Genomic DNA, 25,940 nt, shown 5'->3' with positions numbered 1-25,940 from the left:
CCAACCCCAAGCACCACAACGAAAGCACTCGCCTATTTTTAAGGCTGTTGCTTTGATAACGCTGTTCCAATTTGCTTTCACGGGCCTGTAGCCCGTCAGGAAGATTAGGCAGTTGGCCAGAGCCGCAATCAACCGCAGCGCCTCAATGCGACTAGGGGCAATGACTTCTGTGCAGGTGTAACCCCAACCCCAAATGCTCACTTTTACATCCCGGGAGCCTTCTTCCTGGCGGAGAGCCTGTCTCTCGTAACCTATTGCAGCGAATTCAAACTATTCGCAATCATGCAGACGCCACTCGTCGTCGCGAGCGCCATCATATCGAAACAGGTCTTCGAAGCGGCGAGCACGAATGTTTGCTTAGAGCTAGATGGTGTCAGTCATCTAGCTCAGGAAAAGTGATTTTTCCTACAATCCAAGGTTCCACAATGTCGCTATGAATCGTACGTAAAAACGATCCCCACTCTTTACGGTTGTGAGCGTCTGGTCCAATGATCGTCAGCAGTAGGTACGTATCTTTGAAGTCATCATAGGCATAAATAAGCCAGAAGTCGTTGTCAGGGTCTTCCGTTAAGGCTGTGCGATAGTACTGGCGGTCGATTTGGGCCCAGCGAGCTTGTGTTTCTGCAGTGCTCGCCAAATGGATGTGACACATATCACTCAGATCGAGCAGTTCATCTCTGCCAAAGATAGCCGGAAGCTCGCCGCACACTTTGTAATTGTAAAAGTGTGCGGCAATATTTTTCCAGTTCTGTATTTCTTCAAAAAGTGCGGAAATTTTAACGGCTGGCATCCAGGCCTACTTTGTAATAGGAAGCTTGCCAGTGATTACAAATTTATCGAACACTTTCTGACCATCACGTGCAGCTTGTCGAACGTCAAGAAATGTCAGCTCTTCGTGAGTGACTTTTCTACGCGCTTTCTCGACTTTTTTTGTGGTAGCCATCGGAGCCTCCGAGGTGTGTGTATTCATGCTGATCAGCTTATGTGATTAATCGAGTCCGGGCAAACCGGAGGGGTTCAGTGTCATCGAACCATGCTTGTTTCGACGAAATGGGCCCCGTGAGAGGCCCTTTGAGCTAGGCCGGCTCTGCGTCCAAGCGTCGGGCGATGACATCAAGCACGTCACAACCATCTCTCAAGGAGATGCAGCACAGCTGCGCAAAGTCCTGGAGGACCACTGAGTCACTTGGAATATCCCCTCGCATGGCGAGGTTCTCTAAAAGCTGGGTGACTGCGCGGATTCTATAGCCCGCCGTGTCAAGCAGGATGTGCAAAGGCGCAGTGGTATCGACGAATAGGGGCTGATCGTCGGCATTGCTGGTAAGAGCCATGTATCTATTCATTTTTTAAATTCCATTTGATTGAAGACCTTCTTAATCGTCGCCAAACGAATAAGGTGGTAGCTGTGCGCGGGTTGGCGAACCGGACAAATAGAAAAACCGGCAGATCCGAAGATCTCCCACGCACAGCTACCGGAAAGCAGCATATTGCGCACGGTAGCGTTCCGCAATCCGTGAGAGGTTCCTGCATATTTGTCATGGGTCGCCAAACCCAAGCCGCTCTGATGAGCGACGCGCTTGAACTATAGATCCCTTCCGTAGAAATCCTCAATCAGATGATGAGTCAGAAAGTTCTCTAAATTATGTGGGTGGGAAATGTAGGAAATATTCCCCGCTGCAATTGCCTCCCCGCTTTTTTACCCCCTCCGCATCCCGCATAACCACAGCCCTTCACACCCAAACCTTTGTGACAATCAGACTAATGGGCTATAGCTCAACATAAGGCTGCCGATAGGCAGGTATTCCCCCCGTGTAAGGAGTGACACCATGCTGCGGTTTTTCGCCGACTTGGGCTTTCGTTGGAAAATCACTCTGCCGATTGCGTTCCTGGCTGTGTTGCTGGTGCTGATGGGGGGGGCGGGTGTGCGCGGTATCGGCCAGGTGACGGAGTCCAGCACGCAGTTGACCAAGCGTTATCTGCCGGCCATCAGCCTGTTGCTCAATGCGGATCGTGACCTGTATCAGGCCTTCGTTGCCGAACGCAGTTTGCTGGGTGGCGGGGCGACGGCTCATGTCGAGGCGCTGCGGGCCAGTCACAGGGACAATTTGAAGCAAGCGTACGAACGCGTGCAAAAATACGCGGCGATGCAGCCAGGTGCCGAGGCGCAGGCGCTCGTCGGTCAGTTCAATGACCGCTTTGCCCAGTGGTCGCAGATCTCGCGTCAGGTCGTCGAGCAAGCCACGAGCAATCCGCAGGCGGCCAGTGCACTGAGTTTTGGTGAGGGCGAGAGCAAATTCGACACCATGCGCGATGCCATCGACAAACTGGGTGAGCTGGAAGACGAGGCGTCGCAACGGGAAGGTCAAGCGGCGATCGATCACGGACAAGCCGTGGGCCTGCAGCAGGGAGGCATCTTGCTGGTCGGCCTGGTCGGCTGCATCCTGCTGATCGTGACCTTGCCCATGGTCGTGTTGCGTCCGATGCGTCGCTTGCTCCACCGGGTCGAACAGATTGCCGAAGGTGGTGGCGATCTGAAGGGTCGTCTCGAAGTGCGTTCGTCCGATGAGCTGGGACAACTCGGCAGCGCCTTCAACCGTTTCCTCGACAAGCTGCAACCGCTGATTGCCGAAGTAGGGCGGGTGACCGGCGAGGTCGATTCCGCCGCGCGGGCCATGGCCGATATGGCCGCGACGAACGATCGGTTGATCAGCAGCGAGCATGCCGCGCTCGATCAGGTCAGTACCGCCGCCACTCAAATGAGCGCGGCGGTGCATGAAGTGGCGCACAACGCGGTAAGTGCTTCGGATGCAGCGCAACAGGCGAGCAGTCAATCTCGCGATGGCGCCGAGGTGGTCAGCAGCACCATCGAGTCGATCCGCCAGTTGGCCCAGGAAGTGGAGAGCGCCTCGGGTACGATCGAGGCACTGGCCCAGGAGACCTCCAGTATCGGTGCCGTGCTCGAGGTGATCCGTGGCATCGCTGAGCAGACCAACCTGTTGGCGCTGAATGCTGCCATCGAAGCCGCTCGGGCCGGTGAGCAGGGCCGTGGTTTTGCTGTGGTGGCCGACGAGGTGAGGGCGCTCGCGGCCCGCACCCAGGACTCCACCAAGGACATCCAGGTTCGCATCGAGCGCTTGCAGAGCGGCGTCGCCAAGGCGGTACAAGCCATGCACGTGGGCAGCAGCAAGGCCCGGGACAGCGTGGAGCGTGCGGCAGGTGTCGATCAGGTGCTCAGCGGTACCGGCGGTTCGATCCAGCGGATCAACGACATGGCCGCGCAGATCGCCAATGCCTGTGAGGAACAAAGCAGCGTCACCGAGGAAATAGCCCGCAATATTTCCGATATCCGCGATCTTTCCAACGAAGCGGCCGCCAATTCTGCCCAAAGCATGCATGCCAGCCAGCAGTTGTCGAATCTGTCGAGGAATCTCGCAGAGCTGACCGGCCGCTTCCGCACCTGAGGCAGGTGGTGTCGTGGCGACTGACGACCTTCTACGTGCCTTGCATCAGGACGGCTTTGTCCTGATGCCCGGTGTGTTGGACGCCGGGCAGGTCGCCGACCTGCGTCGCGCTATCGACTTGCTGAAGCCTCAGCACTGGGATTACAGCGGCGTCATCGATCATTACAAATGCGTTTTCAACAGGGATCCGTTCTGGTTGCCGTACCTGGACGTGAGCGCAGTTATCGAGCTTGCCGAGGCCGCCTTGGGAGATGATTGCCATATCATCGGGCAGACAGCCTGGCGCTGCCATCCCGGTTTTATCGGCGCGCCTCTGCATCTAGATTACCTGCCCATGGAGCTGCCGCCCGCCCTGTTGGCCGACCCCGGTTTCGAACTGCCGATGCAGGTGTTCACCGCACAGTTTTACCTTGATGACATTGATGCTGACCTGAGCCCGACACGGGTAATACCCGGCAGCCACAAGGCGGGCCGGGCGCCTGCGGCGGGCGAAACGCAGTGGCAGGGACGTTCGGCGCAGCCAGTGTTGTGCCGGGCGGGCGATGTTCTGGTACTGCGAAGTGAGTTGTGGCACGCCGGCAGCGACAACCGGACCGCCGACCGCACGCGGTACATGCTCCAAGTGCATTACGGTCGGCGGATGGTTGCGCAGAAGTTCTCGCCTTATCTTCAGTGGCAGTTCAACCCCGCAGTACTGGCCGCCGCGACGCCTCGCCAGCGACGGCTGCTAGGCGATCACCAGGAAGCGGAATACGACTGAGCTGCCCGGTCAGATCCAGACGTCATTGACTGCGGTTCGCGTATTGATTTGCTCCCCCATGTTGATGACGCCCCGCGGTTCGATCAACAACAACTTCACTTCCCGCTCGGCACTGGGTTTGTGCTCGACGCCTTTCTTGACCACATACATCTCGCCCGGGCCAATCATGACGGCGCCGTCGCGAAAGTCGATGCGCAGTTCACCTTCCAGCACGATAAAGGTTTCGTCGGTATCGGCATGGGTGTGCCAGATAAAATCGCCTTCGAGACGAGCAATCTTGAACTGGTAGTCGTTCATCTCGGCGACAACCTTGGGCGCCCACTGCTCATGGAACAGCGCGTATTTCTGCGCGAAGTTAATGGGGGAGTAATGATTCATCGCGGTACGCTCCTCAATTGAAAGTGAGTGCTACGTTAGGGTCTGGATCGTCGCGGGTATTGGATGATCGTGCAGCTTTCTGCTGGAGGGGCGCAGGGCTTCAGCGCAGCATTTTCAGCCAGCGTGCCGGTGAAAGACCAAAGGCCTGGGTATGGAGCCGCGTCATGTGGCTCTGGTCGAAAAAGCCACAGGCCAGCGCCGCTTCACTCAAGGGCATGCCCTGCAATACCAGGCGACGAGCTTCGCTCAATCGACGTTGGGTGATGTAGCGATAGGGGCTGGTGCCGTACAAGGCGCGAAAGTCCCGCGACAGGCTCCATCGGTCCCGGCCACTGGCCTGCACGAGGTCATCGAGGGTAATGGGTTGGTCAAGGGCATCATGAATGAACAGCCGCGCGCGTTCCGCAGCAGGGTAATCAAGCAGCCTGCGGCCTCGTCGGCTCCCTGACGCGACGGCGAGCGCCTGGGCCAGGTCGTAGATGGCATCCTCTTCCTCCAGTGGATCGAGACGATGCTCGAGGCTGGCCAATAACCGGCGGGTCGCTATGTTGAGTCGTGGATCGTTCGAAAGTCCGCCTTCGATGAAGGGCAACGGTCTGCCACCCAACATTTGCTGGATCAACGACGGTTCAATGTAGGACATCCGGTAACGAAAGCCATCGCTCGTCCCGGCTTCCCCATCATGCACCTCGTCCGGGTGCAGGACGATGGTTCCGCCGGGCTGGCTATGGCGCTTGCTGTGCCGGTAATTGAAGCTCTGGACGCCGGAAAGCGTGAAGCCGATGGCATAGGTGTCATGCCGATGGGTGTTATACCCATGACCGCTGAAATAGGCCTCGATGCGTTCCAGTTTCTTCGATTCAGGCGCACGCATCAGCCAGTCGCGACGGTGACTGAATTGACTCATGAGCTCCGACCTCTCGCTGTTGTCTGCACACGATACCCGCCTGCCAGCTCGCGTCGCAGCAAAAAACTCAATTCAAGTTCGGGTAAAGCTGCTCTGGTGCAGAGCAGCTTGCGCATCCGCCGCCCATGGACGGCTTCAGATTTCCTTTACGGGCGTCTCGCCGTGGGCACTTTTGATCAATCCGATAACGTGCAGGCAGTCGGCCTTGTTCACATAGGACTCGCCGCTGGCGATGGTTTCGTTATTGCCGGCCCTCAGGCGCCAGCGCCACTGGCCTCGTCCGGTACTTGGGGTTCCTCGGGTCTGTCGGTAGATTTCAAAATACATCGGTTCGCTCCCTGCGATTTATTCATTCAAGACATGTTCTGGACATGTCGTCGCAAGCCTAGCCAAGCTGCACGTTTTCGCTATGGGGAAAACGTTTCCAATGATGATGGGATATTTCAGCGAATTTCAGCGCTGCTCAAACTGATAACCAGGAGCGAAAGGATGAACCGCAACGAATTGCGCAAGGCCGACATCAACCTCATGGTCGTCTTTGAAACGTTGATGCTGGAGCGTAACGTGACACGGGCAGCCGAAAAGCTGTTCCTGGGGCAGCCGACCATCAGTTCCGCGCTCAACCGCTTGCGCAAAATGTTCAACGACCCGTTGTTCATTCGCGTCGGCCACCGCATGGAGCCGACCGTCCGCGCCAAGGAAATCGTCCAGCACTTGTCGCCGGCCCTGGACTCGCTGTCGGTGGCCCTGAGCCTGACCCACGATTTCGACCCCGCCAGCAGCACCATGACATTTCGCATCGGCTTGTCGGATGACGTAGAGTTTGGCCTGCTTCCCCCGCTGTTGCGCAGCTTGCGCCAGGAAGCGCCGCAAATCGTGTTTGTCGTCCAGCATGTCGATTATTGGCGCATCCCCGATCTGCTGGCTTCCGGCGAGATCACCGCTGGCATCAGCCAGACCCGCGGGCTGCCGGCCAACGCCAAGCGCAAACTGCTGCGGCACATCCAGCCCTGTGTGTTGCGGGCCGACGCTTCGGACAAGCCGCTGACCCTGGATGAATATTGTTCGCGGCCCCATGTGCTGGTTTCCCATACCGCCAACATCGCCGGGTTGGCTGACGAATGGCTGGCGGAGATCGGTCGCAAGCGCCAGGTGGTGTTGTCCGTGCCCCAGTACAGCGCCCTGCCGGCATTGCTGGCCGGCACTGATCTTATCGCCAGCCTGCCGGACTACACCGCCACGGCCATGGCCGCTTCCGGTCACTTGTTCAGCGAGCCATTTCCCTTCAAGACGCCGACGCTGGACCTGTCCATGGTCTGGCTGAGCCATGTCGACAACGATCCGGCGGAGCGCTGGTTGAGGTCCCGGCTGGAGGCCTTCATGAGCGAGCGCATGGGAGCGATGGGCGAAACAAAACCTGCCTGAAAGCACAAAGTCGAGGTATGGTTGCGCCAACCCATTCCAGCAATCACTTTTTTCGAATCGGAGTCGAACGCATGCCTCACTTGCACATGGAGTACACCGCCAACCTGACCGAGCTGAACGCTGATGTCGCGCTGTTGCGCTTGAACAATGCGCTGGTAGCCTCGGGGCAGTTCGCTGCCGAGTTCGACATCAAGAGCCGGGCCGTGAAGCTCGAGACGTTCCGCGTAGGAACCGGCATGGGGGAGCGGGCTTTCGTGCATGTGAAACTGGCCTTGCTGAGCGGCCGTTCACCGGAAATCAAAAAACAGCTGGCTGACAGCCTGCTGGTGGTAATTCAGGACCTGGGCCCTTGGCCCGCCGGCGTTAGCGTGCAGTTGTGCGTGGAACTGCTGGATATCGACCGTGGCCCGTACGCCAAGGCTGCCATCGGTTTTTAATGTCTGTTCGAGCGGTGCGATTGTTTAGCGCGAGTCGATCCAGACTCCGCTAAATGATGGTTTAACGGTCAATGGCGTCGTGTGACGCTTGAACCGAACATTTCCTGTGATATCCCTATGGACGGTTGGCCCGCAGGCCCTGCATACCTACCACTCAACGCCGAGGGGGCGGCTGGCGGTCGCATACCTGCCATCGCACCTTCATCCTGCGCGCTGCCCTGTGAACTGGCGTTCTGGGCGCTCTGGCATTGCCGCCATGCGCGTCCTCCAGACCTTCGTATTTCCTGTTGATCCTTGAACTGTGCTCGTCGCTGGCGAGTACAGCCTGACGGCGCCTGGTCGCCCGTCCGACATGAATATACGAGTGTGTCCATGAATCTTTCTTTTGCATCCGAGCAACAGGCCCAGGCGTTTCTGGCACAAAACCCGGATATCGAGCTGTTCGAATTGTTTATCGTCGACAACAACGGCGTGCCCCGGGGCAAGTGGCTGCATCGGGACGAATTGCTCGCGGTCTATCAAAGTGGCCGGCCACTGCCCAGCACGATTCTGGGGCTGACCGTCAATGGCGACGACGTGGAGAATTCCGGCCTGGTCTGGGATGTGGGTGACATTGATTGCCGGGCCTATCCCATCAGCGGCAGCTTGCAACGCATGCCCTGGCGGCAGATTCCCACCGCCGCGGTGCAAGTGGCCATGCATCCCCAGGAGGGCATGCCGGCGGCCATCGCCGATCCCCGCCATCTGCTCGGCCGGGTCATCGATGAATTGCAGGCGGACGGCTATTACCCAGTGATGGCGGCGGAGCTGGAGTTCTACCTGTTGGATGGGCAGCGCGACAGCGAGGGCCGGCCCCAACCGGCGCGGGACGCCGACGGCAGCAGGCCGCGCCATACCCAGGTCTATGGCTTGCGTGAACTGGAGCAGATCGAGCCCTTTCTCGCCGATCTCTATGCGGCCTGCAAACTGCAGGGCATTGCGGCCCGGACAGCCATTTCCGAATACGCTCCGGGGCAGGTGGAAATCACCCTCGAACACCGTGCCGATGCCTTGCAAGCCATGGATGAAGCGGTGCGCTACAAACGACTGGTCAAGGGCGTGGCCCATAAACATGGGATGGCGGCGTGTTTCATGGCCAAGCCATTCGAGCATCTGGCGGGATCTGGCCTGCACATGCACGTCAGCCTCGCGGACCGGGATGGCCACAATCTGTTTGCCAGCGAAGCCGCCGATGGCACGCCGTTACTGCGTCAAGCGGTGGGCGGTATGCTCGAAACGTTGCTCGACTCGCTGTTGATGTTCTGTCCGAACGCCAATTCCTACCGTCGGTTTCAAAGCAACAGCTACGCGCCGCTGGGGGCGACGTGGGGCGTGGACAATCGCACCGTCAGCTTGAGGGTGCCCGGCGGCCCGGCGTCCTCGCGGCACATCGAGCATCGTATCTGTGGCGCCGATGCCAACCCCTACCTGGCTGCGGCGGCAATATTGGCTGGCATCCATCGGGGCATCCGCGGACAGTCTGATCCTGGTGCGCCTGTCGAAGGCAACGGCTATGCCCAGGCCACCCAATTATTGCCCACCGACTGGCTCACGACCTTACGCGCCCTGGAGGCGTCCACTTGGGCGCGGGACGCTTTTGGGGAGGCGTTCCTCGGTGTCTACCTGGCGGTCAAACGTGCGGAGTATCGCCAGTTCATGGGTGAGGTCGGCGAGCAGGATTGGCGTTGGTACCTGAACCAGGCCTGAGGGCGTTCAGGAAGATCTAAATAATTATTTAACGGCAACTTTTTCACGAAAAATTGATGGTGGGCTACCTAAAGTTTGTGCTGCCGTAGGGAATGAATTTTCACATTTTCCTTGCGGCGCTTTTCTTTCTTAGAGCAACTTTTCAGGAAGTTTCCACCCATCATGCTGACTATCAAAGCCGTGCGCCCCGAGTGGGTGACGCTGGCCGCCAGTGCCTTTTTGTTAGTGGGTTTCAATCTGATCCTCTGGCAGCATCTGCTCACCATAACCGCATCCGATGGGCACGGTGCGCTGCTGTGCCTGGCGTTTGGCGCGATGGTGTTCTGCGCGTTCAACCTGGTGCTCACGCTGCTGGCGTTCCGGCCGCTGCTAAAGCCGTTGTTGATGGCGCTGTTTATGATCAGCGCTGGCGTGGCATATTTCATGGCCGAGTACGGCGTGTTGATCGATGCCGGGATGTTGCGCAACTTTGCCGAAACCAATGCCACGGAAGTTCGCGACCTGTTGTCGTTCAAGTTGTTTGCCTATTTATTCTCGTTGGGTGTCCTGCCAGCCTGGTTGTTATTCAAGACACCGATAAAATATCGTCGCTGGCCCAAGGAGTTGTTAAGTAAGTTTGTGGTCTCCGTGGTCACGATTGCCGTGCTCGGCGGGGTGGCGTTGGTCAACTACCAGGGCTTGGCGTCGTTGTTTCGCAATCATCACGAGTTGCACTTGATGGTCGTGCCGAGCAACTACATCGGTGCGTCGATCGGCTATTTGCGCGAGCAGGTCGCATCGGCCAAGCAACCGTTCATCACGTTGGGCGAGGATGCGAGTCGCAACCCGGCCTGGCAAACCCATCCACGAAAATCCCTCACTGTGCTGGTCGTGGGCGAGAGCGCCCGTGCCGAGAACTTCGGCATTCTTGGGTATAACCGTGATACCACGCCGCAACTGGACAAAGAGGCCGGCCTGATCGCCTTCACCGACGTGCATTCCTGTGGCACCGAAACCGCCGTGTCAGTGCCTTGCATGTTTTCCAACATGGGGCGCAAGAACTACGACGCGAGCAAGGCCAAGAACGAAGAGGGGTTGCTCGACGTGCTCAAGCACGCCGGGCTGGACGTGATCTGGCGCGACAATCAGTCCGGCTGCAAAGGCACCTGTGATCGGGTCACGGTGCAGGACGTGAGTAATCTCAAGGACCCGGCCCTGTGCGCCAACAGTGAATGCCGTGATGAAATCCTGCTTCAGGGCTTGCAGCACTTCATCGACAGCCTCGACAAGGACACCGTGCTGGTACTGCATCAGATGGGCAGCCATGGGCCGGAATACTTCAAGCGCTACCCCAAGGAATACGAGCATTTCACCCCGGTGTGTGAAAGCAACGCGTTGAACAACTGCAGCCGCGAAAGCATCGTCAACGGCTACGACAACACGCTGGTGTACACCGACCACGTGTTGTCGACGCTGATCGATCTGTTGCGGGCCAACCAGGACAAAGTCGACACGGCCATGCTGTACCTGTCGGACCATGGCGAATCCTTGGGCGAGTACAACCTGTTCCTCCATGGCACGCCCTACATGCTAGCGCCGGAGCAACAGAAACATGTGGCAATGCTGGCATGGTTCTCCGATAGCTATCAGAAGTCCTTTGCTGTCGACACCCATTGCTTGCAACTGAGTCGGGACAAGCCCCTGAGCCAGGACAACTTGTTTCATTCGATGATTGGGCTGTTGGAAGTCAACAGCAAGGTCTACAACCCGGACCTCGATCTGTTTGCCAATTGCCGGGGAGCGGTGATCGATGGCGTGCTTGCCCGGGAATAATTCCTACACCTTTTTTTCACCTGGCGTTGTTTAAGCTGTTGTCGAATCTTCCATGAGCGTAAGTATGTCCGGGCAACCCCCATCCACCGTCGAGCTTGAATTCGCCAGGCAGCATGACCAAGAGCATGCACAAATCTGTCGCCAGCCGGTGCCCCGCCGTTTACGCCTGACCTTCTGGCGTGACGAGCAATTAGTGCGCAACGCCATGAAAGTGGCCGGTGAGCCTGGGCTGGTGTTGGATGTCGCGTGTGGAGCCGGGCGGTTCTGGCCGGTGTTGGCCGAACATGCCAACCGGGTCATCCTGGCGGCGGACCCTTCGCCGGACACCCTCGATCACGCACGCAGCCACCACGGTGGTGCGTTGCTCAAGCGGGTCAAGACCTTCCCCAGTTCGGCGTTTACCCTTGGGCTGTCAGCCAACGCCGTGGACTGCATTTTCTGCCTGCAACTGTTTCAGCACATCAAGGCCAGCGAACATCGCCAGGCCTTGTTGCGCGAGTTTCATCGGGTCAGCCGCGATACGGTGGTCGTGTCGGTCCGGATCGAAGGGCGTCTCAAGCTCGGCCAGCCTGGGCGGCGAATCCTGGCTGGCAAGAACGACGTCGAAGGGGAGTTTGTCGAAGCCGGTTTCAGTGTGCTGTGGTATCAGGATTTCCTTCCGGGTTTCGCCTTGAGACGGGTTTATGTATTACGCAAGGCCAGTTAAGTTCTGATGTAGGACTATTCTTGCGATTGCGTAGGCGATTTCTCTCAAGCTCTTGCTCCGTAGATGCTCGCAATCGCCGACGGCGATATATACTGCGCGCCATTCTTCAAGGGAGAGCCGTGTGGCCATCGATATTCACTGGATTCGCGACAACGATAGCCTCGGTCGGTTTTGCGCCGAATGGCAACAGTTGCCGTTCGTCGCCCTCGACACCGAATTCATGCGGGTCGACACCTTCTATCCCATCGCCGGCTTGCTGCAGATTGGCGATGGTAAAAGTGCGTACCTGATCGACCCCTTGAGCATCGACAATTGGCAGCCCTTGGCCGCGCTGCTGGAAAATCCGGCTGTGCTCAAGGTGCTTCATGCCTGCAGCGAAGACCTGGAAGTCCTGCTACGCCTGACGGGCAGCCTGCCCGCGCCGCTGTTCGACACCCAACTGGCCGCCGCCTACCTGAACCTGGGTTTTTCCATGGGTTACTCGCGGTTGGTGCAGGAGGTGCTGGGCATCGAGTTGCCCAAGGGCGAGACGCGCTCCGACTGGCTGCAGCGACCCTTGTCCGAGACGCAGATCAGCTACGCCGCGGAGGACGCGGTGCATCTGGCGGAAGTCTTTGTAGAGCTGCGTCCCAAGCTTTGCGACGACAAATACGCCTGGGTGCTGGAAGACGGCGCCGAACTGGTCGCCAACCTGCGTCGCGAAGTGGACCCCTACGAGGTTTACCGCGAGGCTAAGCTGGCCTGGAAACTGTCCCGCGCGCAGTTGGCCGTGCTGCGCGAACTGTGTGCCTGGCGCGAGCGCGAGGCGAGGGCTCGTGATTTGCCGCGCAACCGGATCATTCGCGAGCACTCATTGTGGCCCCTGGCCCGCACGCAGCCGGATAACCTCGCTGCGCTGGCAAAAATCGAAGACATGCATCCGCGTACCGTGCGTCAGGACGGTGAGTTCCTGCTGGACCTGATCAAGCGCGCGGGCAGCGTGCCGCCCGAACAGTGGCCGCCCGCCGTGGCTGAACCCTTGCCCATCGAGGCCTCGGCGCTGCTCAAGCGTCTCAAGGCACTGGGACAGGCCGAAGCCGAGCGCCTGGGCATCGCCCCGGAATTGATGCTGCGCAAGAAAACCCTCGAAGCCCTGATCAAGAGTGGCTTTCCCGAGGGCCCTTACCAACTGCCCGATTCGCTGCGTGGCTGGCGCCGCGAGTTGATGGGCCAGGCATTGCTCGACAGCCTGGCCACCGCCGGAGAACAGCCTTGAAACGAATCTGCTCCATCTACCGAAGCTCGAAGAAAAACGAGATGTACCTGTACGTGCTCAAGAGCGACGCGTTGGCCCGTGTGCCGGAACCGTTGATGGCGGCATTCGGCAAGGCCATCCACGCATTCGACCTGGTATTGAGCCCGGAGCGCCAGTTGTCCCGGGAGGACATCGGCAAGGTGCTGGAGAACCTCGACACCCAGGGTTATCACCTGCAAATGCCACCGGCCGAAGATGAGTACATCGAGCATCTGCCTGAAGAGTTGCTGCGACGCAACGATCCGGTCTGACGATGCCCGGGCGCCTGTCCAGGCGCCTGTTGAAAACGAAAAATGATTATTGGCGATTGGCCGCAAGGATGGAGCGATACTCTGTCAGCGGTCGTCTGCACTGTTTTTGAAAGGTTTGATTCATGCGCGTTCTGATTGCCGAACACGACCACGCGGTCTATGCCCAGCTCCTGCGTCAGGCTGCACCCGATATCGAAGTGCTGACCAGCGGCGATTCCGCCGAGCTGTCGCGGCTTGCCACCGACTGCCCGGTCTGGCTCGGCCAGCCTGATCTATTGGCGACGCTGTTGCGTCAGGGCCATCGACCCCGTTGGTTGCAATCGACGTGGGCGGGCATCACGCCGCTGCTGGCCGAGGGCCTGACCCGCGAGTACCGCCTGACCCGCGCAGTGGGCATCTTTGGCCAAGTGATGGCTGAATATGTATTGACCTACATGCTGGGGCATGAGCGCGAGGTGCTGGCTCGGCTGGTCAGCCAGGTGGAGCGCAAGTGGGACAACCGCCAGGGGCAAAGCCTGGCGGGGCGCAAGGTGCTGATCGTCGGAACCGGCGATATCGGCCAGCGCGTGGCGCAATTCCTGGTGCCGTTTGGCGTGCAGTTGTACGGCATCGCCAGTGAAGCCCGTGAGTTGGCGCCGTTTATCGAAGTCGGTGCGCTGGCGGATTTGCCGCGGTTGGTGGGCGAGATGGATTATGTGATCAACCTGCTGCCGAACACGCCGGATACCCATGACATCTACGACGCCGCGCTGTTCAAGCAATTCAAGCCCACCGGTTTGTTTATCAATGTCGGCCGTGGCGTGGCCGTGGTTGATGCCGACCTGGTGCAAGCCTTGAAGGACGGGCACCTGGCCGGGGCGGTGATCGATGTGTGTCGCCAGGAGCCGTTGCCGCAGCGCCATCCGTTCTGGACGGCTTGGGGCTTGCTGTTGACGGGACACAGCTCGGCACCGACCTCGCCGTCCATGATGGTGCAGCTGTTCCTGGAGAACCTGCGCGCTTACCAGGCTGGCGAAGCGCTGCGTGGGGAAGTGGATTTCAGTCGGGGCTATTGAGCAAGCCCCGATCAAACTGTGGGAGCGAGCTTGCTCGCGATAGCGGTGTGTCAGTTGCCATCAAAAGTGACTGGCCTGACGCCATCGCGAGCAAGCTCGCTCCCACTGTTGCTTGTGACGCTCAGAGAGTGAAATCCCCCTCGGCCACCAGTTCGCTCAACGGCCGGCGCGGGCTTGGGACTTCGCGGGCCTGGAGGTAGTCGGCCAAGGTGGATTTATCCCCCAGCTTGCCGATCGCCACGGCGGCATGCAGGGCGTAGCCGTCCGGGATCTTCAATTCCTTGCGGGTCAGCTCCTGGTCGAAGCCGGCCATGCCATGGGTATGCCAGCCGCTTAGGCTCGCTTGCAGCGCCAGATGGCCCCACGCCGCGCCGGTGTCGAAGGTGTGGCATTGCGCCGGGGTTTCTTCGGTGGCGCCGGGCACCGCGAACGTGGTTTTCGAGGCAATGATCACCAGCGCCGAGGCGTGCTGGGCCCAGCCACGGTTGAACTCGTTGAGCAGGCCCAGGTAACGCTCCCAGTTCGGCGTGTCGCGACGGGCATAAAGGAAGCGCCACGGCTGTGAGTTGTAGGCCGAAGGCGCCCAGCGCGCGGCTTCGAAGAAACTCAGCAAGGTTTCTTCCGCAATATGTTCGCCGGTGAAAGCGCGGGGGGACCAGCGTTCGATGAATTGGGGATGGATCGCGTAGTCGGCAATGCGGGAGTTGGCGCTCATGGGTTCACCTTGGCTAGGTTAGGGAATCTGATGACGCAACCTACGTCCCGGTGTGTGGCCTGACAAGTCCCTTCTACCGACAGTCGCCAATGCTTGGCCTCACGAGGCCTCGGCACTAGACTGTCGGCCTTTTCACCACGTGATGTTGATGCTCGAGCCATGGCCGCCAAAGTCGAACCGTTCTGGATACGCAAAACCCTCGATCAGCTCGATCCGCAGGAGTGGGAATCGTTGTGCGACGGCTGTGGCCTGTGCTGCCTGCAAAAGCTCGAGGACGAAGACGACAACGCCGTCTATTACACGCGCATTGCCTGCAAACTGCTGGACCTGAAGACCTGCCAGTGCACCGACTACCCCAACCGCCGCGACTTCGTTCCCGATTGCATCCAGCTTACGCCGGGCAAGGCCGACGAGTTCAAATGGCTGCCGCCGACCTGCGGTTATCGCCTGGTCAGCGAGGGCAAGGATTTGCCGCTGTGGCACCACTTGGTCTGTGGCGACCGGGATGCCGTGCATCACGAGCGCATTTCCCAGTCGGGGCGCATGCTGGCCGAAGGCAGCGTGGCTGAAGAAGATTGGGAAGATCATCTGATTTTCCGCGCTGGTTGAATCAAAAGACATCGCATCGCATCACGGGAGCGCCCATGGCTTCAGGATTGAGACAGACACTGGCGGCGGGGCTGCTGGCGGTGTGCGGGCCGCTGTGGGCGGCGCAGAAAGTCGATCTGGATTATCACGTGCATTTGTTGCCGCAGAGCGACCAGGCTGAAGTGCGCCTGACCCTCGCGCGGGGCTCGGCGGTGCGCAGCCTGGATTTTGACCTCGGCGATGATGGCCGCTACAGCGATTTCAAGGCGGACGGCCGATGGCAGCTCACATCCGGCAAGGCGTCGCGAGGCGTCTGGCGTCCCGCTGCTGACAAGGCGAGCCTGACTTACCGGGTACGCATCAGCGAGTTGCGCAAGAACGGCTCTTTCGAAACCCGCATGACCCCTGGCTGGGCCCTGCTGCGCGGCGATGCCCTGGTGCCGCCGGCGAAGCTGGACCAGCAGGACGGCGTTGAGCTGGTGTCGCGCCTGGCGTTCGAGTTGCCGGGCGGCTGGCAAAGCATCGAGACGGCCTGGCCGCGTATCGGCAAGCAACGCTTTCGTATCGATAATCCATCTCGCCTCTTCGATCGCCCCACCGGTTGGATGCTTGCCGGCAAGCTCGGCAGTCGCCGCACGCGCCTGGGCGAGACCGACGTGACGGTGACTTCGCCCAAGGGCCAGGGCATGCGCAGGATGGACGTACTGACACTGCTGACGTTTGTCTGGCCGCAGGTCCAGGCGGTGGTGCCGCGTCATCCCGGCAAGTTGCTGATTGTCGGCGCTGGCGATCCGTTGTGGCGTGGCGCCCAGGCCGGCCGCGAATCGATTTATCTGCATAGCCGCCCACCGTTGGTCAGCGAGCGAGGCAGCAGCCCTTTGCTGCGCGAGTTGATGCAGGTGCTGGCGCGTATCAACGATCATGATCGCAGCGACTGGATCAGCGAAGGGTTCAATGAATACTACGCCATCGAATTGCTGCGCCGAGCCGGAGGCATGAGCGATGAGCGTTATCAGGCCCTGAACGATCGGCTCGCCCGGGACAGCAAGGGCGTCACCACGCTGCGCGGCGAGCAGATGAGCCCCGCGATGGTGTCCAGGGCGGTGCTGTTGTTACAGGAGCTCGACCGGGAGATTCGCCTGAAGACTCGCAACAAGCGCTCGCTCGATGATGTGCTGCAGGCGGCGATGCGCCTGGAAACGGTCGACACCGAGGAATTTGTGCAGCTCAGCGAGAGCATTCTGGGTGGTGGTTCAACTGTTCTGGATACCCGGTTACTTCAGTAATACCGCTATCGTAGAAACGCCGCCCGGAGCAGGCTCGCTCCACAGGGTTCTTGTAAACACCACAAATCCAATGTGGGAGCGAGCCTGCTCGCGATGAGGCCATCAGCGGCACTGAAAAAAATCAGAGCCCAGCCTTTGGCGAAACCAACGAATCATTCCCGGTCACGGTAGCCGTGCCAGTCGCCGCCTCGGCATTGGCCTTCATGCGGCTCAGTTCGTCGCCGGCCTGTTCGATGCGGGCGCGGGCGTCATGCAGATGCTGACGATTTCTTTCCAGCATGCTCTTGGCCGAACAATGCCCGGTGATGCCGCGCGCCAGGGCCATGCCACCGATTGCCAGTTGCGCCAGGCCGATCACCCCGCCGCGACGCAGACCCTTGCCCATCATCAGCACCCCGCCGGCCAATGAACCAATGCGCTCCCAGCCGTGAACGTTCTGTGGGCTGTGGGATTGGAAGGGGGTGGTTTCAACCGGCCCGAACGGATTGTTATCGCTCATGATCTGTCTCCAGTGTGGGAATTTGTATAAAGCTGACTGCCAGAGCGAATCCGTCGTTCCATGGAATTTCCCGCCGGTCAGCGGAATTGCGGTCCCGAGCGCGTGTTGTTGCCTTTGGCCATCCGGTCGTACAGCACGACGTTGACCGTGGCCGCCAGGTTCATGCAGCCATGAGTGGGGATGTAGATCACGTCTTCGCACCAGTCGCGGATGTCTTTGTCCAGCGAGCCGTCTTCCGGGCCGAAGATATACAAGGCGCGGTCCGGATGGGTGTATTCGGGCAACGGACGGGCGCCTTCCACCAGTTCGACGGCCACCGGCACGCAGCCCAGGGGCAGGATCTTTTTCAAGTCGTCGATGCCGATCAGCGGGATGTCGTAGTGGACTTTCTTGGTGTCGGTGACAAAGTCGGCCGCGCGTTCATAGCGTTTGCCGGTGTAGAACACCGACGCCACGCCGTAGCAGCCGGCGGCGCGCATGACCGAACCGACGTTTTCCGGTGACTTGGGGTTGAACAGACCGATGCAGCTGTAGCGTTTGTTGGCCACGGACGGGGTGCCTTTGGGAAAAGGCGCGATTATACGGGGAATGGGGGAGGGTGGTCAGGTTCGAGATGTGTGGTGTTCGTTCGATCGTCATCGCGAGCAGGCTCGCTCCCACATTGGATTTTTTGGCGATCAAAAAATTGTGGGAGCGAGCCTGCTCGCGATGGCGGCCTTGCAGCCTGTAAAGATTCTTCGGTGATGCCAATCACTCGTCTTTTTTCATCAACCCCGCCAACGCGGCGAAGGGGTTGTGGGTCGCCTTGGCGATCTTCGGCGTACTCAGGGAGCCGTCGCCGAAATACTGCTGGTCGGTGTAGCGCGAGTGCTCGTTGTCGTGGCAATACAAGCACAGCAGTTCCCAGTTGGAACCGTCCTGCGGGTTGTTGTCGTGGTTGTGGTCGCGGTGGTGAACGGTCAGTTCGCTCAGGCGCTTGCCGGAAAATTCACGGGCGCAGCGGCCGCAGACGTGGGGGTACATTTTCAGGGCTTTGTCGCGGTAGCCCATCTCCCGGTCGCGCTGGGCGTCGGCGAGGATACGGTCCAGCTTGGCAGTGTTGGACGGCGGGGTGGACGAACTCATGGGTTCACCTTTGTAGAAAAGACTGATGACGGTTGGACAGAGTTTAGCTCAGCCCTTGAGCTTCTCGGCAATCCAGATGGTGTGGCGGGTGCCTTTGTTGCCATGGGCGAACACCTGTACCTCTTCAGCCTTGAAACCGGCCTTCTTCAGCTTGTCGGAAAACTGTCGGTCGGCGCTGGCCGACCATACGGCCAGTACGCCCTTGGGCCGCAGGGCCTTGGCGCAGGCGGCCAGGCCCCCGGCCGAATACAACCAGCTGTTGGCTTTCTGGGTCAGGCCTTCGGGGCCGTTGTCGACATCCAGCATGATCGCGTCGAACCCCTGAGGTTCGGCTTGCAACACCTTGGCAACGTCCTCCAGGCGGATCACCGTGCGTGGGTCCGACAGCGGTCGCCCGGCTTTTTCGCCCAAGGGGCCACGATTCCACTCCACCACGCCTGGCACCAGTTCAGCCACCACCACTTCAGCGCTCTTGCCCAAATGCTTGAGGGCCGAGGCGAGGGTAAAGCCCATGCCAAGCCCGCCGATCAGCACGCGCGAGCCGGGGCGACCGGCGACCTTGCGGCAGGGGATCTCGGCCAAGGCGTCTTCGGAACCGTGCATGCGGGTGTTCATCAGTTGCCCGCCGTCGCCGCCCTGGATCTTGATGACGAAGTCCTCGCCATACTCGAACAGGCACAAGGCGCCGCCGTTGTCGGGGATAGGCGTGGTGTCGAGCAGAACAAAACGTTTCATGGAAATCTCATGGAGAAGAAGCAGACCGGCCCGGCAGGGGCTAGCCTGAAAGCAGACAATAGCCACGGAGCCATTGATGAAGTGCATCATTCTAACGGCCATTGCGCTGGTGACGCTCTCGATAAGTTGCGCCCAGGCCCAACAACCGACGATTCCGGTCGCGCCGCCGAGCATTCCCGGCTCTCCCGGCACCGCCACGCCCGTGCCGTATCCGCCGGTTACGCCCAGCGGCGTCCCAAAGGTGGCGCCAGGAAACGGCCCGCCCCTGTTGCCGCCCATCGAAATGCCCAGGCCGCCCAAGGACCAGCCGATACCGGGTATGGAGCCGAAGCCGGAGAAGGCCAAGTCACCGGGGGGGTAGATTGCGAATACGACGCCATCCCCCGTGGGAGCGAGCTTGCTCGCGATAGCGGTGTGTCAATCAACATTGATACCCGCTGACCCGCCGCCATCGCGAGCAAGCTCGCTCCCACAGGTCTGTGTTTCAGCTAGGGGCTAGACCTGCTGCGACAGCAGCTGTCCATCCGCCATGCGCAGACGCTTGGAGAGGGAGACGGCGAGGGCGCGGATGATCTTGGCGGCGACCTTCGGTGCGTCGTTGAGCATTTTTTCCAATGAGTCCTTGCCCAGGTTCAGCAATTGGCAGTGAGTGGCCGCGATGCAGCTGGCCGAGCGCCGTTCGCCGTCGAGCACGGCCATTTCGCCGAACGCCCTGCCGCTGCGCAGTGTGGCAATGGTCACGGGTTGGCCGTCGGGGCCGGTTTTCTGCACGGCCACCTGTCCTGTATGAAGGATGCACATGAAACTGCCGGCATCGCCCTCGCGAAAAATCGCCTCGCCCTCGGCGACGGTGCTGATGCTGAAGTAACCCGATGCGGCGGCAAAGTCTACGGGCAGCAGTTGGTCGAACAGACCGCAGTCCATCAGCCAATCGCGGATTTGGTTGTTCAGTAAGGTCGGTTCTGACATGTCGTCACGGTCTTTTTCTTGTGCTCGTTGCGGTTTTGGAGTGCTTGGGTATCAGCCAATTCCCACAGAGGATTGTGTCAAATCCGGGCCCAGCGCATGGAGCTAAGACCCGGCCTTCACACAGAGTTCCTCAGGCCACTCCCAAAACCTTCAACACAAACGCATATTCGAGCGCTACGTCACGCAATCCCTGGTAGCGACCGCTCATGCCGCCATGGCCGGCGCCCAGTTCGGTCTTGAGCAGCAGCAGGTTGTCGTCGGTCTTGGTGGCCCGCAGCTTCGCGACCCACTTGGCCGCTTCCCAGTACTGCACGCGGCTGTCGTTGTAGCCAGCGATCACCAGCATCGCCGGATATTCCTGGGCGCGGACGTTTTCGTACGGGGCGTAGGCCCTGATCCGATCATAGACCTGCGGCTCCTCGGGATTGCCCCATTCGTCGTATTCGGTCACCGTCAATGGCAACTCGGGATCGAGCATGGTGTTGAGAACATCGACAAACGGCACTTCGGCGATCGCGACCTTGAACAGCTCCGGGCGCTGGTTGAGCACCGCGCCGATCAATAGCCCACCGGCGCTGCCGCCGCTGATCGCCAACTGGCCGGCGGTGGTGAAGCCATTGGCGATCAGGTGTTCGGCGCAGGCGATGAAGTCGCTGAAGGTGTTGTGCTTGTGCTCTTGCTTGCCGGCGCGATACCAGGCTTCGCCCAGTTCACCGCCACCGCGCACATGGGCGATGGCAAACGCCACGCCGCGGTCCAGCAGGCTCAACCGTGAATGGGAAAACCACGGGTCGAGGCTTTCGCCATAGGCGCCGTAGCCATACAGATACAGCGGCACTGGCCGACCCAGGGCCTCGCGCTTGACCACCAGGCTGATGGGCACTTGCGTGCCGTCCGGTGCCGTGGCCCAAAGCCGTTGGCTGACATAGGCGTCGGCATCGAACGGACCCAATACCGGGGTTTGCTTGAGCACGACCTGGTTGCCGCTGGCCAGGTCCAACTGGCGGATCTGGGCCGGGCGATTCAGTGCCTCGTAGCGCAGGCGGATGCGCTCACTGACGAATTCCAGGCTGTTCTGTACGTGCAGGCTGTAGGCCGCGTCTGGAAGTTGCACCCGATATGTCGGCGATCCCTGTGGGTGAACTTCGATGATCGGCAGGCCGCCTTCGCGCAAGCTCAAGGTCATGGCCATGGCGTTCAGGCTTAGGCCGTCGATCATCACCGTGTCGCTGTGGGGGATCAGGTTCTGCCAGTCGGCCTCGGTCGGCGCCTCGCCCGTGTCGACGGCCTCGTACAGCGCGAAGTTGATGCCGTCACGGTTGCTGCGGATAAACCAGGTCCAACGATCATCGAGCAAGCCGTGGTCGACGTCGTACTCATGGTTTTCCACCCGTGGCGCCACGCAGGTAAACGGCTGTTGCGGCTGCGCCGCGTCGAGCACCCAGACTTCACTCGTGGTCTTGCTGCTCAAGGACAGGATTAACTGTTTTTCCGAGCTGGAGCGGTAGCAATGCAGGAAAAACCGCCCGTCCGGCTCATGGAAGACCTCTTCGGCGGCGGTGCCGTCCAAACGATAACGAAACAGCTTATGCGGGCGATGGGTGTCGTCCAGTTCGCCAAAGAACAGCGTCAGGCTGTCGTTGGCCCAGGTCATGCTGCCATCACAGTTTTCGAAGGACAGTTCGCTGACCCTGTCGTTGGACAATTCCTTCACGAACAGCGTGTAGATCTCATCACCCGTGGTATCCAGGCTGTAGGCCAAGCGTTGGTGATCGGGGCTGATGCTGAACGCGCCCAGGGCAAAGAATCCGCCCCCGGCCAGGGCGTTCGGGTCCAGCAGCAGCTGTTCATGGCTTTCATCCACGGTCAGGCTGTCGTCGGCCGGACGCGGGCAGCGATAGTGGCGCGGGTATTCGTCGCCCGCCGTGGTGCGGGTGTAATACAGGTAGGGACCCCAGGGCGAGGGCAGGGACAGGTCGGTTTCGAGGATCCGTCCCTTGATTTCCTTAAACAGCGTCTCGCGCAGTTCGGCCTGGTCGGCAAGCAGGGCCTCCTGGTAGCTGTTTTCAGCCTTTAGGTAATCGAGCACGGCGTCGGTGTCGCGGTCTTGCAGCCAGGCATACGGGTCGATACCAGGGGCCTTGCGGGCAATCGGGGCATCGGTAACGTGGGCAGATCGGGGCATGGAAAAACTCTCGAGCGTGATACGAAAAGGGACAAGTGCCTGGCGGGGTCAGTTCTGCCGCCGGACCGAAAAACTCTCCATGCCGGGCATCCGCTGGATGCCGGGGCAGCCTGACGAGCGAAAAGCCGTTACTATAAGCGCCTCTTTGCCTGCCTTGCCATGGACACCATGACCGAGAACGACTATCTGATTGCCTGGGGCCTGTACGCCTTTGCCGCCGTGGGCTGCCTCCTGGTTTGGATGCGCATGACCCGCTTCATGTGGCGCTGGTTGCGCGAGCCGCTGCGGCTGCTGATGGCGGTGTTGCTGTTCAGCCCCACCATCGTCGACCCGGTGAAGGAAAAAGTCGCGCCGGCCTTGGCCATCGTCGCCCTGGACGTATTGTTCAAGGTCGGCAACAACGTATGGCGCGCAGCGTCCGACCTGCTTATGTACGGCATGATCGCGTTCGGCCTTTATCTGATTTTCGTGCTGATCCGCTTCCCCATCGAACGCGCTGCCAACGCTCGCAGGGAACGGGCCGCCGCCGCTAAAGCCGCCGCCGCTGCCGAGCCTGACGACGAGCCGCCGTTCGGCGTGGCCGGTGACGACCGTTACGGTCGCCCACCCGTGCCGAGCAACCCCCAGCGTTCGCGTATCGAACCGCGCCTGTAACCGGGCCGCCCAATCAAACGAGGGTTCGAGCATGTGTGAGTTATTGGGCATGAGCGCGAATGTGCCGACCGACATCGTGTTCAGCTTCACTGGGCTGATGCAGCGCGGCGGCAAGACCGGGCCGCACCGCGACGGCTGGGGCATCGCCTTTTACGAGGGCCGTGGCCTGCGCCTGTTCCAGGACCCGGCCGCGAGCAGCGAGTCTGAAGTGGCGAACCTGGTGCAGCGTTATCCGATCAAGAGCGAAGTGGTGATCGGGCATATCCGCCAGGCCAACGTCGGCAAGGTCTGCCTGTCCAATACGCACCCGTTCGTGCGGGAGTTATGGGGACGCAACTGGTGTTTCGCCCACAACGGCCAGCTCGCTGATTTCCAGCCGGGCGCAAGCTTCTACCGTCCGGTGGGTGATACCGACAGCGAAGCGGCGTTCTGCGACCTGCTTAACCGCGTGCGCCAGGCGTTTCCCGAGCCAGTGGACGTGGAACACTTGCTGCCGTCGTTGATCGAGGCCTGTACCGAATACCGCAGCAAAGGCGTGTTCAACTGCTTGCTCAGCGATGGCGACTGGCTGTTCTGCTATTGCTCGACCAAACTGGCGCAGATAACCCGTCGCGCGCCGTTCGGCCCGGCGCGGCTCAAGGACGTGGACGTGATTGTCGATTTCCAGGCGGAAACCACCCCCAACGACGTGGTCACGGTGATCGCTACCGAACCCTTGACCGAAAACGAAACCTGGACCCGCTACGAGCCGGGCCAATGGAGCCTGTGGCGGCGCGGCGAATGCGTCAGCCACGGCCGGACCGAATAAGGACGTCACGTTATGTTGCTCAGTTATCTACGGCTGGTGTTGTTCGCGGTGGGCCTGTTGGTGGGGGTCCAGGTTCCGGGGTTCATCAATGACTACGCCAAGCGGGTCGAGGCTCACCTGATCGAGGCGCAGACTGGCCTGCAAGGTTTCCAGGGCACCGCCAATCAGTTCTTCAAAGGCGACATGCAGGCCCTCGTGGCCCATTACCGCGCCAGCGAAGACCCGATCTTTCGCAGCGATGCCGACAGCCTGAACACCTTGCTCGTGCGCCAGCAGGCCCTGGACAAGCAATTCCAGGCGATGCAAGGCCCGTGGTACATCCGCCTGCTGCAAGTGGCGCTGGCCGCCGATCCGGACATCCGCAAGGAAACCTGGAACGGCTACAGCTACCAGATCCTGCTGACCCCCGAGGCGATGATCTGGGGCATCAGCGGCGCGATGTTGCTGTCGTTCGGCCTGGAATGCCTGTTCCGCCTGATCGACTGGGTGGTGCTGGGCGGCAAGCGCTTGCGCCAGAGCCGGCCGATCGAAGAGCGTGACCTGCGCGGGCTCTAGTGGCGAGGGGATTTATCCCCGCTGGGCTGCAAAGCAGCCCCCATTGCAGTTAATTAGATAATCCTGTTTGGCCTTGTTGGGGGCCGCTTCGCGACCCAGCGGGGATAAATCCCCTCGCCACAACGGTGTCCTCCAAGTTTTCCGGCAATCTTGCCCACCCAATCAAATTTTTCTTATGACCCGGCCAAGGTTTTATTCGTTGGACGGGATCGGCTGCGCGCTCAAGAATCGGGGCAACGGTCTCCGCGCCAGCATCGTCGAGACTCACAACAATAAAACCGTGGAGAACCACCATGAGTGCACCCGACACGCTCGGCGTCCCCCAACCCCAGGCCCGGTCCGGCCCGTTCGATTGGTATCGCAACATCAACCAGCAGGAACGGCGCACCTTCTGGAGCTGCAAGATCGGTTACGCCCTGGACGGCATGGACACGCAAATGCTCAGTTTCGTGGTGCCGACCCTGATCGCGATGTGGGGCATCACCACCGGGCAGGCAGGCCTGATTCACACCAGCACCTTGATCGCCTCCGCCATTGGCGGCTGGGTGGCGGGCATTCTCTCTGACCGCATCGGCCGGGTCCGTACCCTGCAACTGACGGTGCTGTGGTTCGCATTCTTCACTTTTCTGTGCGGCTTTGCCCAGAACTACGAACAACTGTTGATCGCCCGCACGCTGATGGGCTTCGGTTTCGGCGGCGAGTGGACCGCCGGCGCGGTGTTGATGGGCGAAGTCATTCGCGCCAAGGACCGCGGTAAAGCGGTGGGCATGGTGCAATCGGGCTGGGCGCTGGGTTGGGGCATGACGGCGATCCTGTATGCGCTGCTGTTTTCGGTGCTGCCGCCGGAAGACGCCTGGCGCGCATTGTTCATTCTCGGCATCGTGCCCGCCGTGTTCGTGATTTTCGTCCGCCGGTTGGTCAAGGATCCGGAAGTCTACAACCAGACCAAGGCCCGCCTGACGCCGGAAAACCCAGCGAAGTTCTACGAGATTTTCGCCCCCGGCATTCTCTTCACCACGATACGCGCCTCGTTACTGACCACCGGCGCGCTGGGTGGTTACTACGCGATCACGTCCTGGCTGCCGACTTTTCTCAAGAACGAACGTGGCCTGAGCGTCCTGGGCACCGGTGGTTACCTGGCCATGGTGATCGTCGGCTCCTACGTGGGTTACGTCATCAGTGCGTACCTGTCGGACATCCTGGGACGAAAGAAGAATTTCGTCCTGTATGCCGTAGGCTCGTTCACCATTGTCTTGCTGTACACCCAGGTGCCGGTGAGCAATAACGTGATGCTCTGGCTGGGCTTTCCCCTGGGCTTTTTCGCATCGGGTATGTTCAGTGGCATGGGCTCGTTCCTCACCGAGCTGTTTCCCACGCGCATCCGGGGTTCTGGCCAGGGTTTCTGCTACAACATCGGCAGGGCGGTGGCGGCACTGTTTCCGCTGCTGATCGGTATCTTGAGCCAGAAGGTGCCGTTGAGTGTTGGCATCGGTGCGTTCGCGGCAGTGTCCTACGGCGTGGTGATCCTGGCGGCCCTGAGCCTGCCGGAAACCCAAGGCAAGCAGCTGGAAGCCGAGTAACTGATACCC

30 protein-coding genes and 1 pseudogene are annotated in these 25,940 nt (G+C 60.3%); 18 read left to right on the top strand and 13 right to left on the bottom strand.

The window, feature by feature from the left end; translation table 11 throughout:
* Positions 1–373: 373 nt before the first annotated feature.
* The 3 genes from J3P90_RS18985 to J3P90_RS18975 form a co-directional block, all read right to left on the bottom strand.
* The gene (locus J3P90_RS18985) at positions 374–790 is read right to left on the bottom strand and encodes a type II toxin-antitoxin system YafO family toxin (protein ID WP_434675230.1); all 417 of its coding nucleotides are present in this window, start codon (positions 788–790) and stop codon (positions 374–376) included.
* 286 nt (positions 791–1,076) lie between these two features.
* Positions 1,077–1,343 carry a short-chain dehydrogenase gene (locus J3P90_RS18980; RefSeq protein ID WP_249873708.1) on the bottom strand — a complete coding sequence of 89 codons (267 nt, stop codon included), beginning with the start codon at positions 1,341–1,343 and terminating at the stop codon, positions 1,077–1,079.
* A complete protein-coding gene (locus J3P90_RS18975) occupies positions 1,340–1,495 on the bottom strand; it encodes a hypothetical protein (protein ID WP_434650218.1) in 156 nt (51 codons plus the stop codon). Before J3P90_RS18975 ends, J3P90_RS18980 begins: the two co-directional genes overlap by 4 nt.
* 331 nt (positions 1,496–1,826) lie before the next feature.
* Between J3P90_RS18975 and J3P90_RS18970 the strand changes: the two are divergent.
* The 3 genes and pseudogenes from J3P90_RS18970 to J3P90_RS18960 all read left to right on the top strand — a co-directional run.
* A pseudogene (locus J3P90_RS18970) lies at positions 1,827–2,555 on the top strand (MCP four helix bundle domain-containing protein); the annotation flags it as partial.
* 117 nt (positions 2,556–2,672) lie between these two features.
* On the top strand, positions 2,673–3,461 hold the full coding sequence (locus tag J3P90_RS18965; protein WP_411829982.1) for a methyl-accepting chemotaxis protein: 789 nt from the start codon (positions 2,673–2,675) through the stop codon (positions 3,459–3,461).
* A 13-nt stretch (positions 3,462–3,474) separates the two neighbouring features.
* Positions 3,475–4,221, top strand: a complete 747-nt coding sequence (locus J3P90_RS18960) for a phytanoyl-CoA dioxygenase family protein (protein ID WP_434675229.1) — start codon at positions 3,475–3,477, stop codon at positions 4,219–4,221.
* 9 nt (positions 4,222–4,230) lie between these two features.
* On the opposite strand, the gene J3P90_RS18955 is transcribed toward J3P90_RS18960, so the two are convergent.
* The 3 genes from J3P90_RS18955 to J3P90_RS18945 all read right to left on the bottom strand — a co-directional run bounded on the left by J3P90_RS18955 (position 4,231) and on the right by J3P90_RS18945 (position 5,833).
* Positions 4,231–4,599, bottom strand: coding sequence for a cupin domain-containing protein (locus J3P90_RS18955; RefSeq protein ID WP_434675228.1), 369 nt, complete (start codon positions 4,597–4,599; stop codon positions 4,231–4,233).
* Positions 4,600–4,699: 100 nt separating this feature from the next.
* On the bottom strand, positions 4,700–5,506 hold the full coding sequence (locus tag J3P90_RS18950) for an AraC family transcriptional regulator (protein ID WP_434675227.1): 807 nt from the start codon (positions 5,504–5,506) through the stop codon (positions 4,700–4,702).
* Positions 5,507–5,641: 135 nt separating this feature from the next.
* On the bottom strand, positions 5,642–5,833 hold the full coding sequence (locus J3P90_RS18945; RefSeq protein ID WP_434675226.1) for a YegP family protein: 192 nt from the start codon (positions 5,831–5,833) through the stop codon (positions 5,642–5,644).
* A 162-nt stretch (positions 5,834–5,995) separates the two neighbouring features.
* Between J3P90_RS18945 and J3P90_RS18940 the strand changes: the two genes are divergently transcribed.
* From J3P90_RS18940 to J3P90_RS18905, 8 genes are all read left to right on the top strand, one after another.
* A complete protein-coding gene (locus J3P90_RS18940; RefSeq protein ID WP_434562850.1) occupies positions 5,996–6,931 on the top strand; it encodes a LysR substrate-binding domain-containing protein in 936 nt (311 codons plus the stop codon).
* A 71-nt stretch (positions 6,932–7,002) separates the two neighbouring features.
* Positions 7,003–7,368 (top strand): 5-carboxymethyl-2-hydroxymuconate Delta-isomerase, encoded by a 366-nt coding sequence (locus tag J3P90_RS18935; RefSeq protein WP_420766696.1) that lies wholly within the window; start codon positions 7,003–7,005, stop codon positions 7,366–7,368.
* Between the two features lie 372 nt (positions 7,369–7,740).
* A complete protein-coding gene (locus J3P90_RS18930; protein ID WP_434675225.1) occupies positions 7,741–9,114 on the top strand; it encodes a glutamine synthetase family protein in 1,374 nt (457 codons plus the stop codon).
* A 162-nt stretch (positions 9,115–9,276) separates the two neighbouring features.
* Entirely contained in the window at positions 9,277–10,926 is a 1,650-nt protein-coding gene (locus tag J3P90_RS18925; protein WP_434675224.1) for a phosphoethanolamine transferase, read from the top strand.
* 64 nt (positions 10,927–10,990) lie between these two features.
* Entirely contained in the window at positions 10,991–11,632 is a 642-nt protein-coding gene (locus J3P90_RS18920; RefSeq protein ID WP_434610123.1) for a class I SAM-dependent methyltransferase, read from the top strand.
* 121 nt (positions 11,633–11,753) lie between these two features.
* Positions 11,754–12,887, top strand: coding sequence for a ribonuclease D (rnd, locus tag J3P90_RS18915; RefSeq protein WP_420766692.1), 1,134 nt, complete (start codon positions 11,754–11,756; stop codon positions 12,885–12,887).
* Positions 12,884–13,177, top strand: coding sequence for a YcgL domain-containing protein (locus J3P90_RS18910; RefSeq protein WP_420766691.1), 294 nt, complete (start codon positions 12,884–12,886; stop codon positions 13,175–13,177). The genes rnd and J3P90_RS18910 overlap by 4 nt, the downstream gene beginning before the upstream one ends.
* Positions 13,178–13,299: 122 nt before the next feature.
* Positions 13,300–14,232, top strand: coding sequence for a D-2-hydroxyacid dehydrogenase (locus J3P90_RS18905; RefSeq protein ID WP_434650226.1), 933 nt, complete (start codon positions 13,300–13,302; stop codon positions 14,230–14,232).
* A gap of 121 nt (positions 14,233–14,353) precedes the next feature.
* Here J3P90_RS18905 and J3P90_RS18900 read toward each other — a convergent pair whose 3' ends face one another.
* Positions 14,354–14,947, bottom strand: a complete 594-nt coding sequence (locus J3P90_RS18900) for a nitroreductase family protein (RefSeq protein WP_434610131.1) — start codon at positions 14,945–14,947, stop codon at positions 14,354–14,356.
* A gap of 159 nt (positions 14,948–15,106) precedes the next feature.
* On the opposite strand from J3P90_RS18900, the gene J3P90_RS18895 reads away from it, so the two are divergent.
* Positions 15,107–15,556, top strand: a complete 450-nt coding sequence (locus tag J3P90_RS18895) for a YcgN family cysteine cluster protein (RefSeq protein ID WP_420766688.1) — start codon at positions 15,107–15,109, stop codon at positions 15,554–15,556.
* 35 nt (positions 15,557–15,591) lie between these two features.
* Positions 15,592–16,821, top strand: a complete 1,230-nt coding sequence (locus J3P90_RS18890; RefSeq protein WP_434675223.1) for a hypothetical protein — start codon at positions 15,592–15,594, stop codon at positions 16,819–16,821.
* Positions 16,822–16,942: 121 nt separating this feature from the next.
* Here J3P90_RS18890 and J3P90_RS18885 read toward each other — a convergent pair whose 3' ends face one another.
* The 4 genes from J3P90_RS18885 to J3P90_RS18870 form a co-directional block, all read right to left on the bottom strand.
* Complete coding sequence (locus J3P90_RS18885) at positions 16,943–17,320, bottom strand: YgaP family membrane protein (protein ID WP_434610137.1); 378 nt, start codon at positions 17,318–17,320, stop codon at positions 16,943–16,945.
* A 77-nt stretch (positions 17,321–17,397) separates the two neighbouring features.
* Positions 17,398–17,868: an RNA methyltransferase gene (locus tag J3P90_RS18880; protein WP_420766685.1), complete on the bottom strand. Its 471-nt coding sequence runs from the start codon at positions 17,866–17,868 to the stop codon at positions 17,398–17,400.
* A 202-nt stretch (positions 17,869–18,070) separates the two neighbouring features.
* A complete protein-coding gene (locus J3P90_RS18875) occupies positions 18,071–18,445 on the bottom strand; it encodes a YajD family HNH nuclease (protein ID WP_003184246.1) in 375 nt (124 codons plus the stop codon).
* A 48-nt stretch (positions 18,446–18,493) separates the two neighbouring features.
* On the bottom strand, positions 18,494–19,180 hold the full coding sequence (locus J3P90_RS18870; RefSeq protein ID WP_039593339.1) for a spermidine synthase: 687 nt from the start codon (positions 19,178–19,180) through the stop codon (positions 18,494–18,496).
* Positions 19,181–19,256: 76 nt separating this feature from the next.
* Between J3P90_RS18870 and J3P90_RS18865 the strand changes: the two genes are divergently transcribed.
* Entirely contained in the window at positions 19,257–19,541 is a 285-nt protein-coding gene (locus J3P90_RS18865; protein ID WP_434675222.1) for a hypothetical protein, read from the top strand.
* Positions 19,542–19,675: 134 nt separating this feature from the next.
* Here the strand turns inward: J3P90_RS18865 and J3P90_RS18860 are convergent, their stop codons facing one another.
* Positions 19,676–20,149 (bottom strand): cyclic nucleotide-binding domain-containing protein, encoded by a 474-nt coding sequence (locus tag J3P90_RS18860; protein WP_420766683.1) that lies wholly within the window; start codon positions 20,147–20,149, stop codon positions 19,676–19,678.
* 130 nt (positions 20,150–20,279) lie between these two features.
* Positions 20,280–22,334, bottom strand: a complete 2,055-nt coding sequence (locus tag J3P90_RS18855) for a S9 family peptidase (protein ID WP_434562864.1) — start codon at positions 22,332–22,334, stop codon at positions 20,280–20,282.
* Between the two features lie 159 nt (positions 22,335–22,493).
* Here J3P90_RS18855 and J3P90_RS18850 point away from each other — a divergent pair, with 159 nt between their 5' ends.
* The 4 genes from J3P90_RS18850 (at position 22,494) to J3P90_RS18835 (ending at position 25,931) form a co-directional block, all read left to right on the top strand.
* Positions 22,494–22,988, top strand: coding sequence for an MFS transporter (locus J3P90_RS18850; protein ID WP_434610143.1), 495 nt, complete (start codon positions 22,494–22,496; stop codon positions 22,986–22,988).
* 31 nt (positions 22,989–23,019) lie between these two features.
* On the top strand, positions 23,020–23,796 hold the full coding sequence (locus J3P90_RS18845; RefSeq protein ID WP_434675221.1) for a class II glutamine amidotransferase: 777 nt from the start codon (positions 23,020–23,022) through the stop codon (positions 23,794–23,796).
* Positions 23,797–23,808: 12 nt separating this feature from the next.
* Complete coding sequence (locus J3P90_RS18840) at positions 23,809–24,351, top strand: DUF2937 family protein (RefSeq protein ID WP_003184238.1); 543 nt, start codon at positions 23,809–23,811, stop codon at positions 24,349–24,351.
* 293 nt (positions 24,352–24,644) lie between these two features.
* Positions 24,645–25,931, top strand: a complete 1,287-nt coding sequence (locus J3P90_RS18835; RefSeq protein WP_420766678.1) for an MFS transporter — start codon at positions 24,645–24,647, stop codon at positions 25,929–25,931.
* Positions 25,932–25,940 lie beyond the last annotated feature (9 nt).

Source organism: Pseudomonas sp. D3-10, from assembly GCF_051132175.1.
Classification (GTDB): domain Bacteria; phylum Pseudomonadota; class Gammaproteobacteria; order Pseudomonadales; family Pseudomonadaceae; genus Aquipseudomonas.
Note: the sequence above shows the minus strand (reverse complement) of the source record. Positions and strands in the feature narration are given on the sequence as shown.

Excerpts from the sequence above, each read along its gene's own strand:
- J3P90_RS18965 (WP_411829982.1), top strand. The coding sequence starts at position 2,673 with ATGGCCGATATGGCCGCGACGAACGATCGGTTGATCAGCAGCGAGCAT.
- J3P90_RS18875 (WP_003184246.1), bottom strand. The coding sequence starts at position 18,445 with ATGAGTTCGTCCACCCCGCCGTCCAACACTGCCAAGCTGGACCGTATC.
- J3P90_RS18950 (WP_434675227.1), bottom strand. The coding sequence starts at position 5,506 with ATGAGTCAATTCAGTCACCGTCGCGACTGGCTGATGCGTGCGCCTGAA.
- J3P90_RS18870 (WP_039593339.1), bottom strand. The coding sequence starts at position 19,180 with ATGAAACGTTTTGTTCTGCTCGACACCACGCCTATCCCCGACAACGGC.
- J3P90_RS18860 (WP_420766683.1), bottom strand. The coding sequence starts at position 20,149 with ATGTCAGAACCGACCTTACTGAACAACCAAATCCGCGATTGGCTGATG.
- J3P90_RS18845 (WP_434675221.1), top strand. The coding sequence starts at position 23,020 with ATGTGTGAGTTATTGGGCATGAGCGCGAATGTGCCGACCGACATCGTG.
- J3P90_RS18945 (WP_434675226.1), bottom strand. The coding sequence starts at position 5,833 with ATGTATTTTGAAATCTACCGACAGACCCGAGGAACCCCAAGTACCGGA.
- J3P90_RS18855 (WP_434562864.1), bottom strand. The coding sequence starts at position 22,334 with ATGCCCCGATCTGCCCACGTTACCGATGCCCCGATTGCCCGCAAGGCC.
- J3P90_RS18955 (WP_434675228.1), bottom strand. The coding sequence starts at position 4,599 with ATGAATCATTACTCCCCCATTAACTTCGCGCAGAAATACGCGCTGTTC.
- J3P90_RS18940 (WP_434562850.1), top strand. The coding sequence starts at position 5,996 with ATGAACCGCAACGAATTGCGCAAGGCCGACATCAACCTCATGGTCGTC.
- J3P90_RS18840 (WP_003184238.1), top strand. The coding sequence starts at position 23,809 with ATGTTGCTCAGTTATCTACGGCTGGTGTTGTTCGCGGTGGGCCTGTTG.
- J3P90_RS18865 (WP_434675222.1), top strand. The coding sequence starts at position 19,257 with ATGAAGTGCATCATTCTAACGGCCATTGCGCTGGTGACGCTCTCGATA.
- J3P90_RS18925 (WP_434675224.1), top strand. The coding sequence starts at position 9,277 with ATGCTGACTATCAAAGCCGTGCGCCCCGAGTGGGTGACGCTGGCCGCC.
- J3P90_RS18850 (WP_434610143.1), top strand. The coding sequence starts at position 22,494 with ATGGACACCATGACCGAGAACGACTATCTGATTGCCTGGGGCCTGTAC.
- J3P90_RS18930 (WP_434675225.1), top strand. The coding sequence starts at position 7,741 with ATGAATCTTTCTTTTGCATCCGAGCAACAGGCCCAGGCGTTTCTGGCA.
- J3P90_RS18835 (WP_420766678.1), top strand. The coding sequence starts at position 24,645 with ATGAGTGCACCCGACACGCTCGGCGTCCCCCAACCCCAGGCCCGGTCC.
- J3P90_RS18920 (WP_434610123.1), top strand. The coding sequence starts at position 10,991 with ATGTCCGGGCAACCCCCATCCACCGTCGAGCTTGAATTCGCCAGGCAG.
- J3P90_RS18885 (WP_434610137.1), bottom strand. The coding sequence starts at position 17,320 with ATGAGCGATAACAATCCGTTCGGGCCGGTTGAAACCACCCCCTTCCAA.
- J3P90_RS18900 (WP_434610131.1), bottom strand. The coding sequence starts at position 14,947 with ATGAGCGCCAACTCCCGCATTGCCGACTACGCGATCCATCCCCAATTC.
- J3P90_RS18935 (WP_420766696.1), top strand. The coding sequence starts at position 7,003 with ATGCCTCACTTGCACATGGAGTACACCGCCAACCTGACCGAGCTGAAC.
- J3P90_RS18985 (WP_434675230.1), bottom strand. The coding sequence starts at position 790 with ATGCCAGCCGTTAAAATTTCCGCACTTTTTGAAGAAATACAGAACTGG.
- J3P90_RS18905 (WP_434650226.1), top strand. The coding sequence starts at position 13,300 with ATGCGCGTTCTGATTGCCGAACACGACCACGCGGTCTATGCCCAGCTC.
- J3P90_RS18980 (WP_249873708.1), bottom strand. The coding sequence starts at position 1,343 with ATGAATAGATACATGGCTCTTACCAGCAATGCCGACGATCAGCCCCTA.
- J3P90_RS18895 (WP_420766688.1), top strand. The coding sequence starts at position 15,107 with ATGGCCGCCAAAGTCGAACCGTTCTGGATACGCAAAACCCTCGATCAG.
- J3P90_RS18890 (WP_434675223.1), top strand. The coding sequence starts at position 15,592 with ATGGCTTCAGGATTGAGACAGACACTGGCGGCGGGGCTGCTGGCGGTG.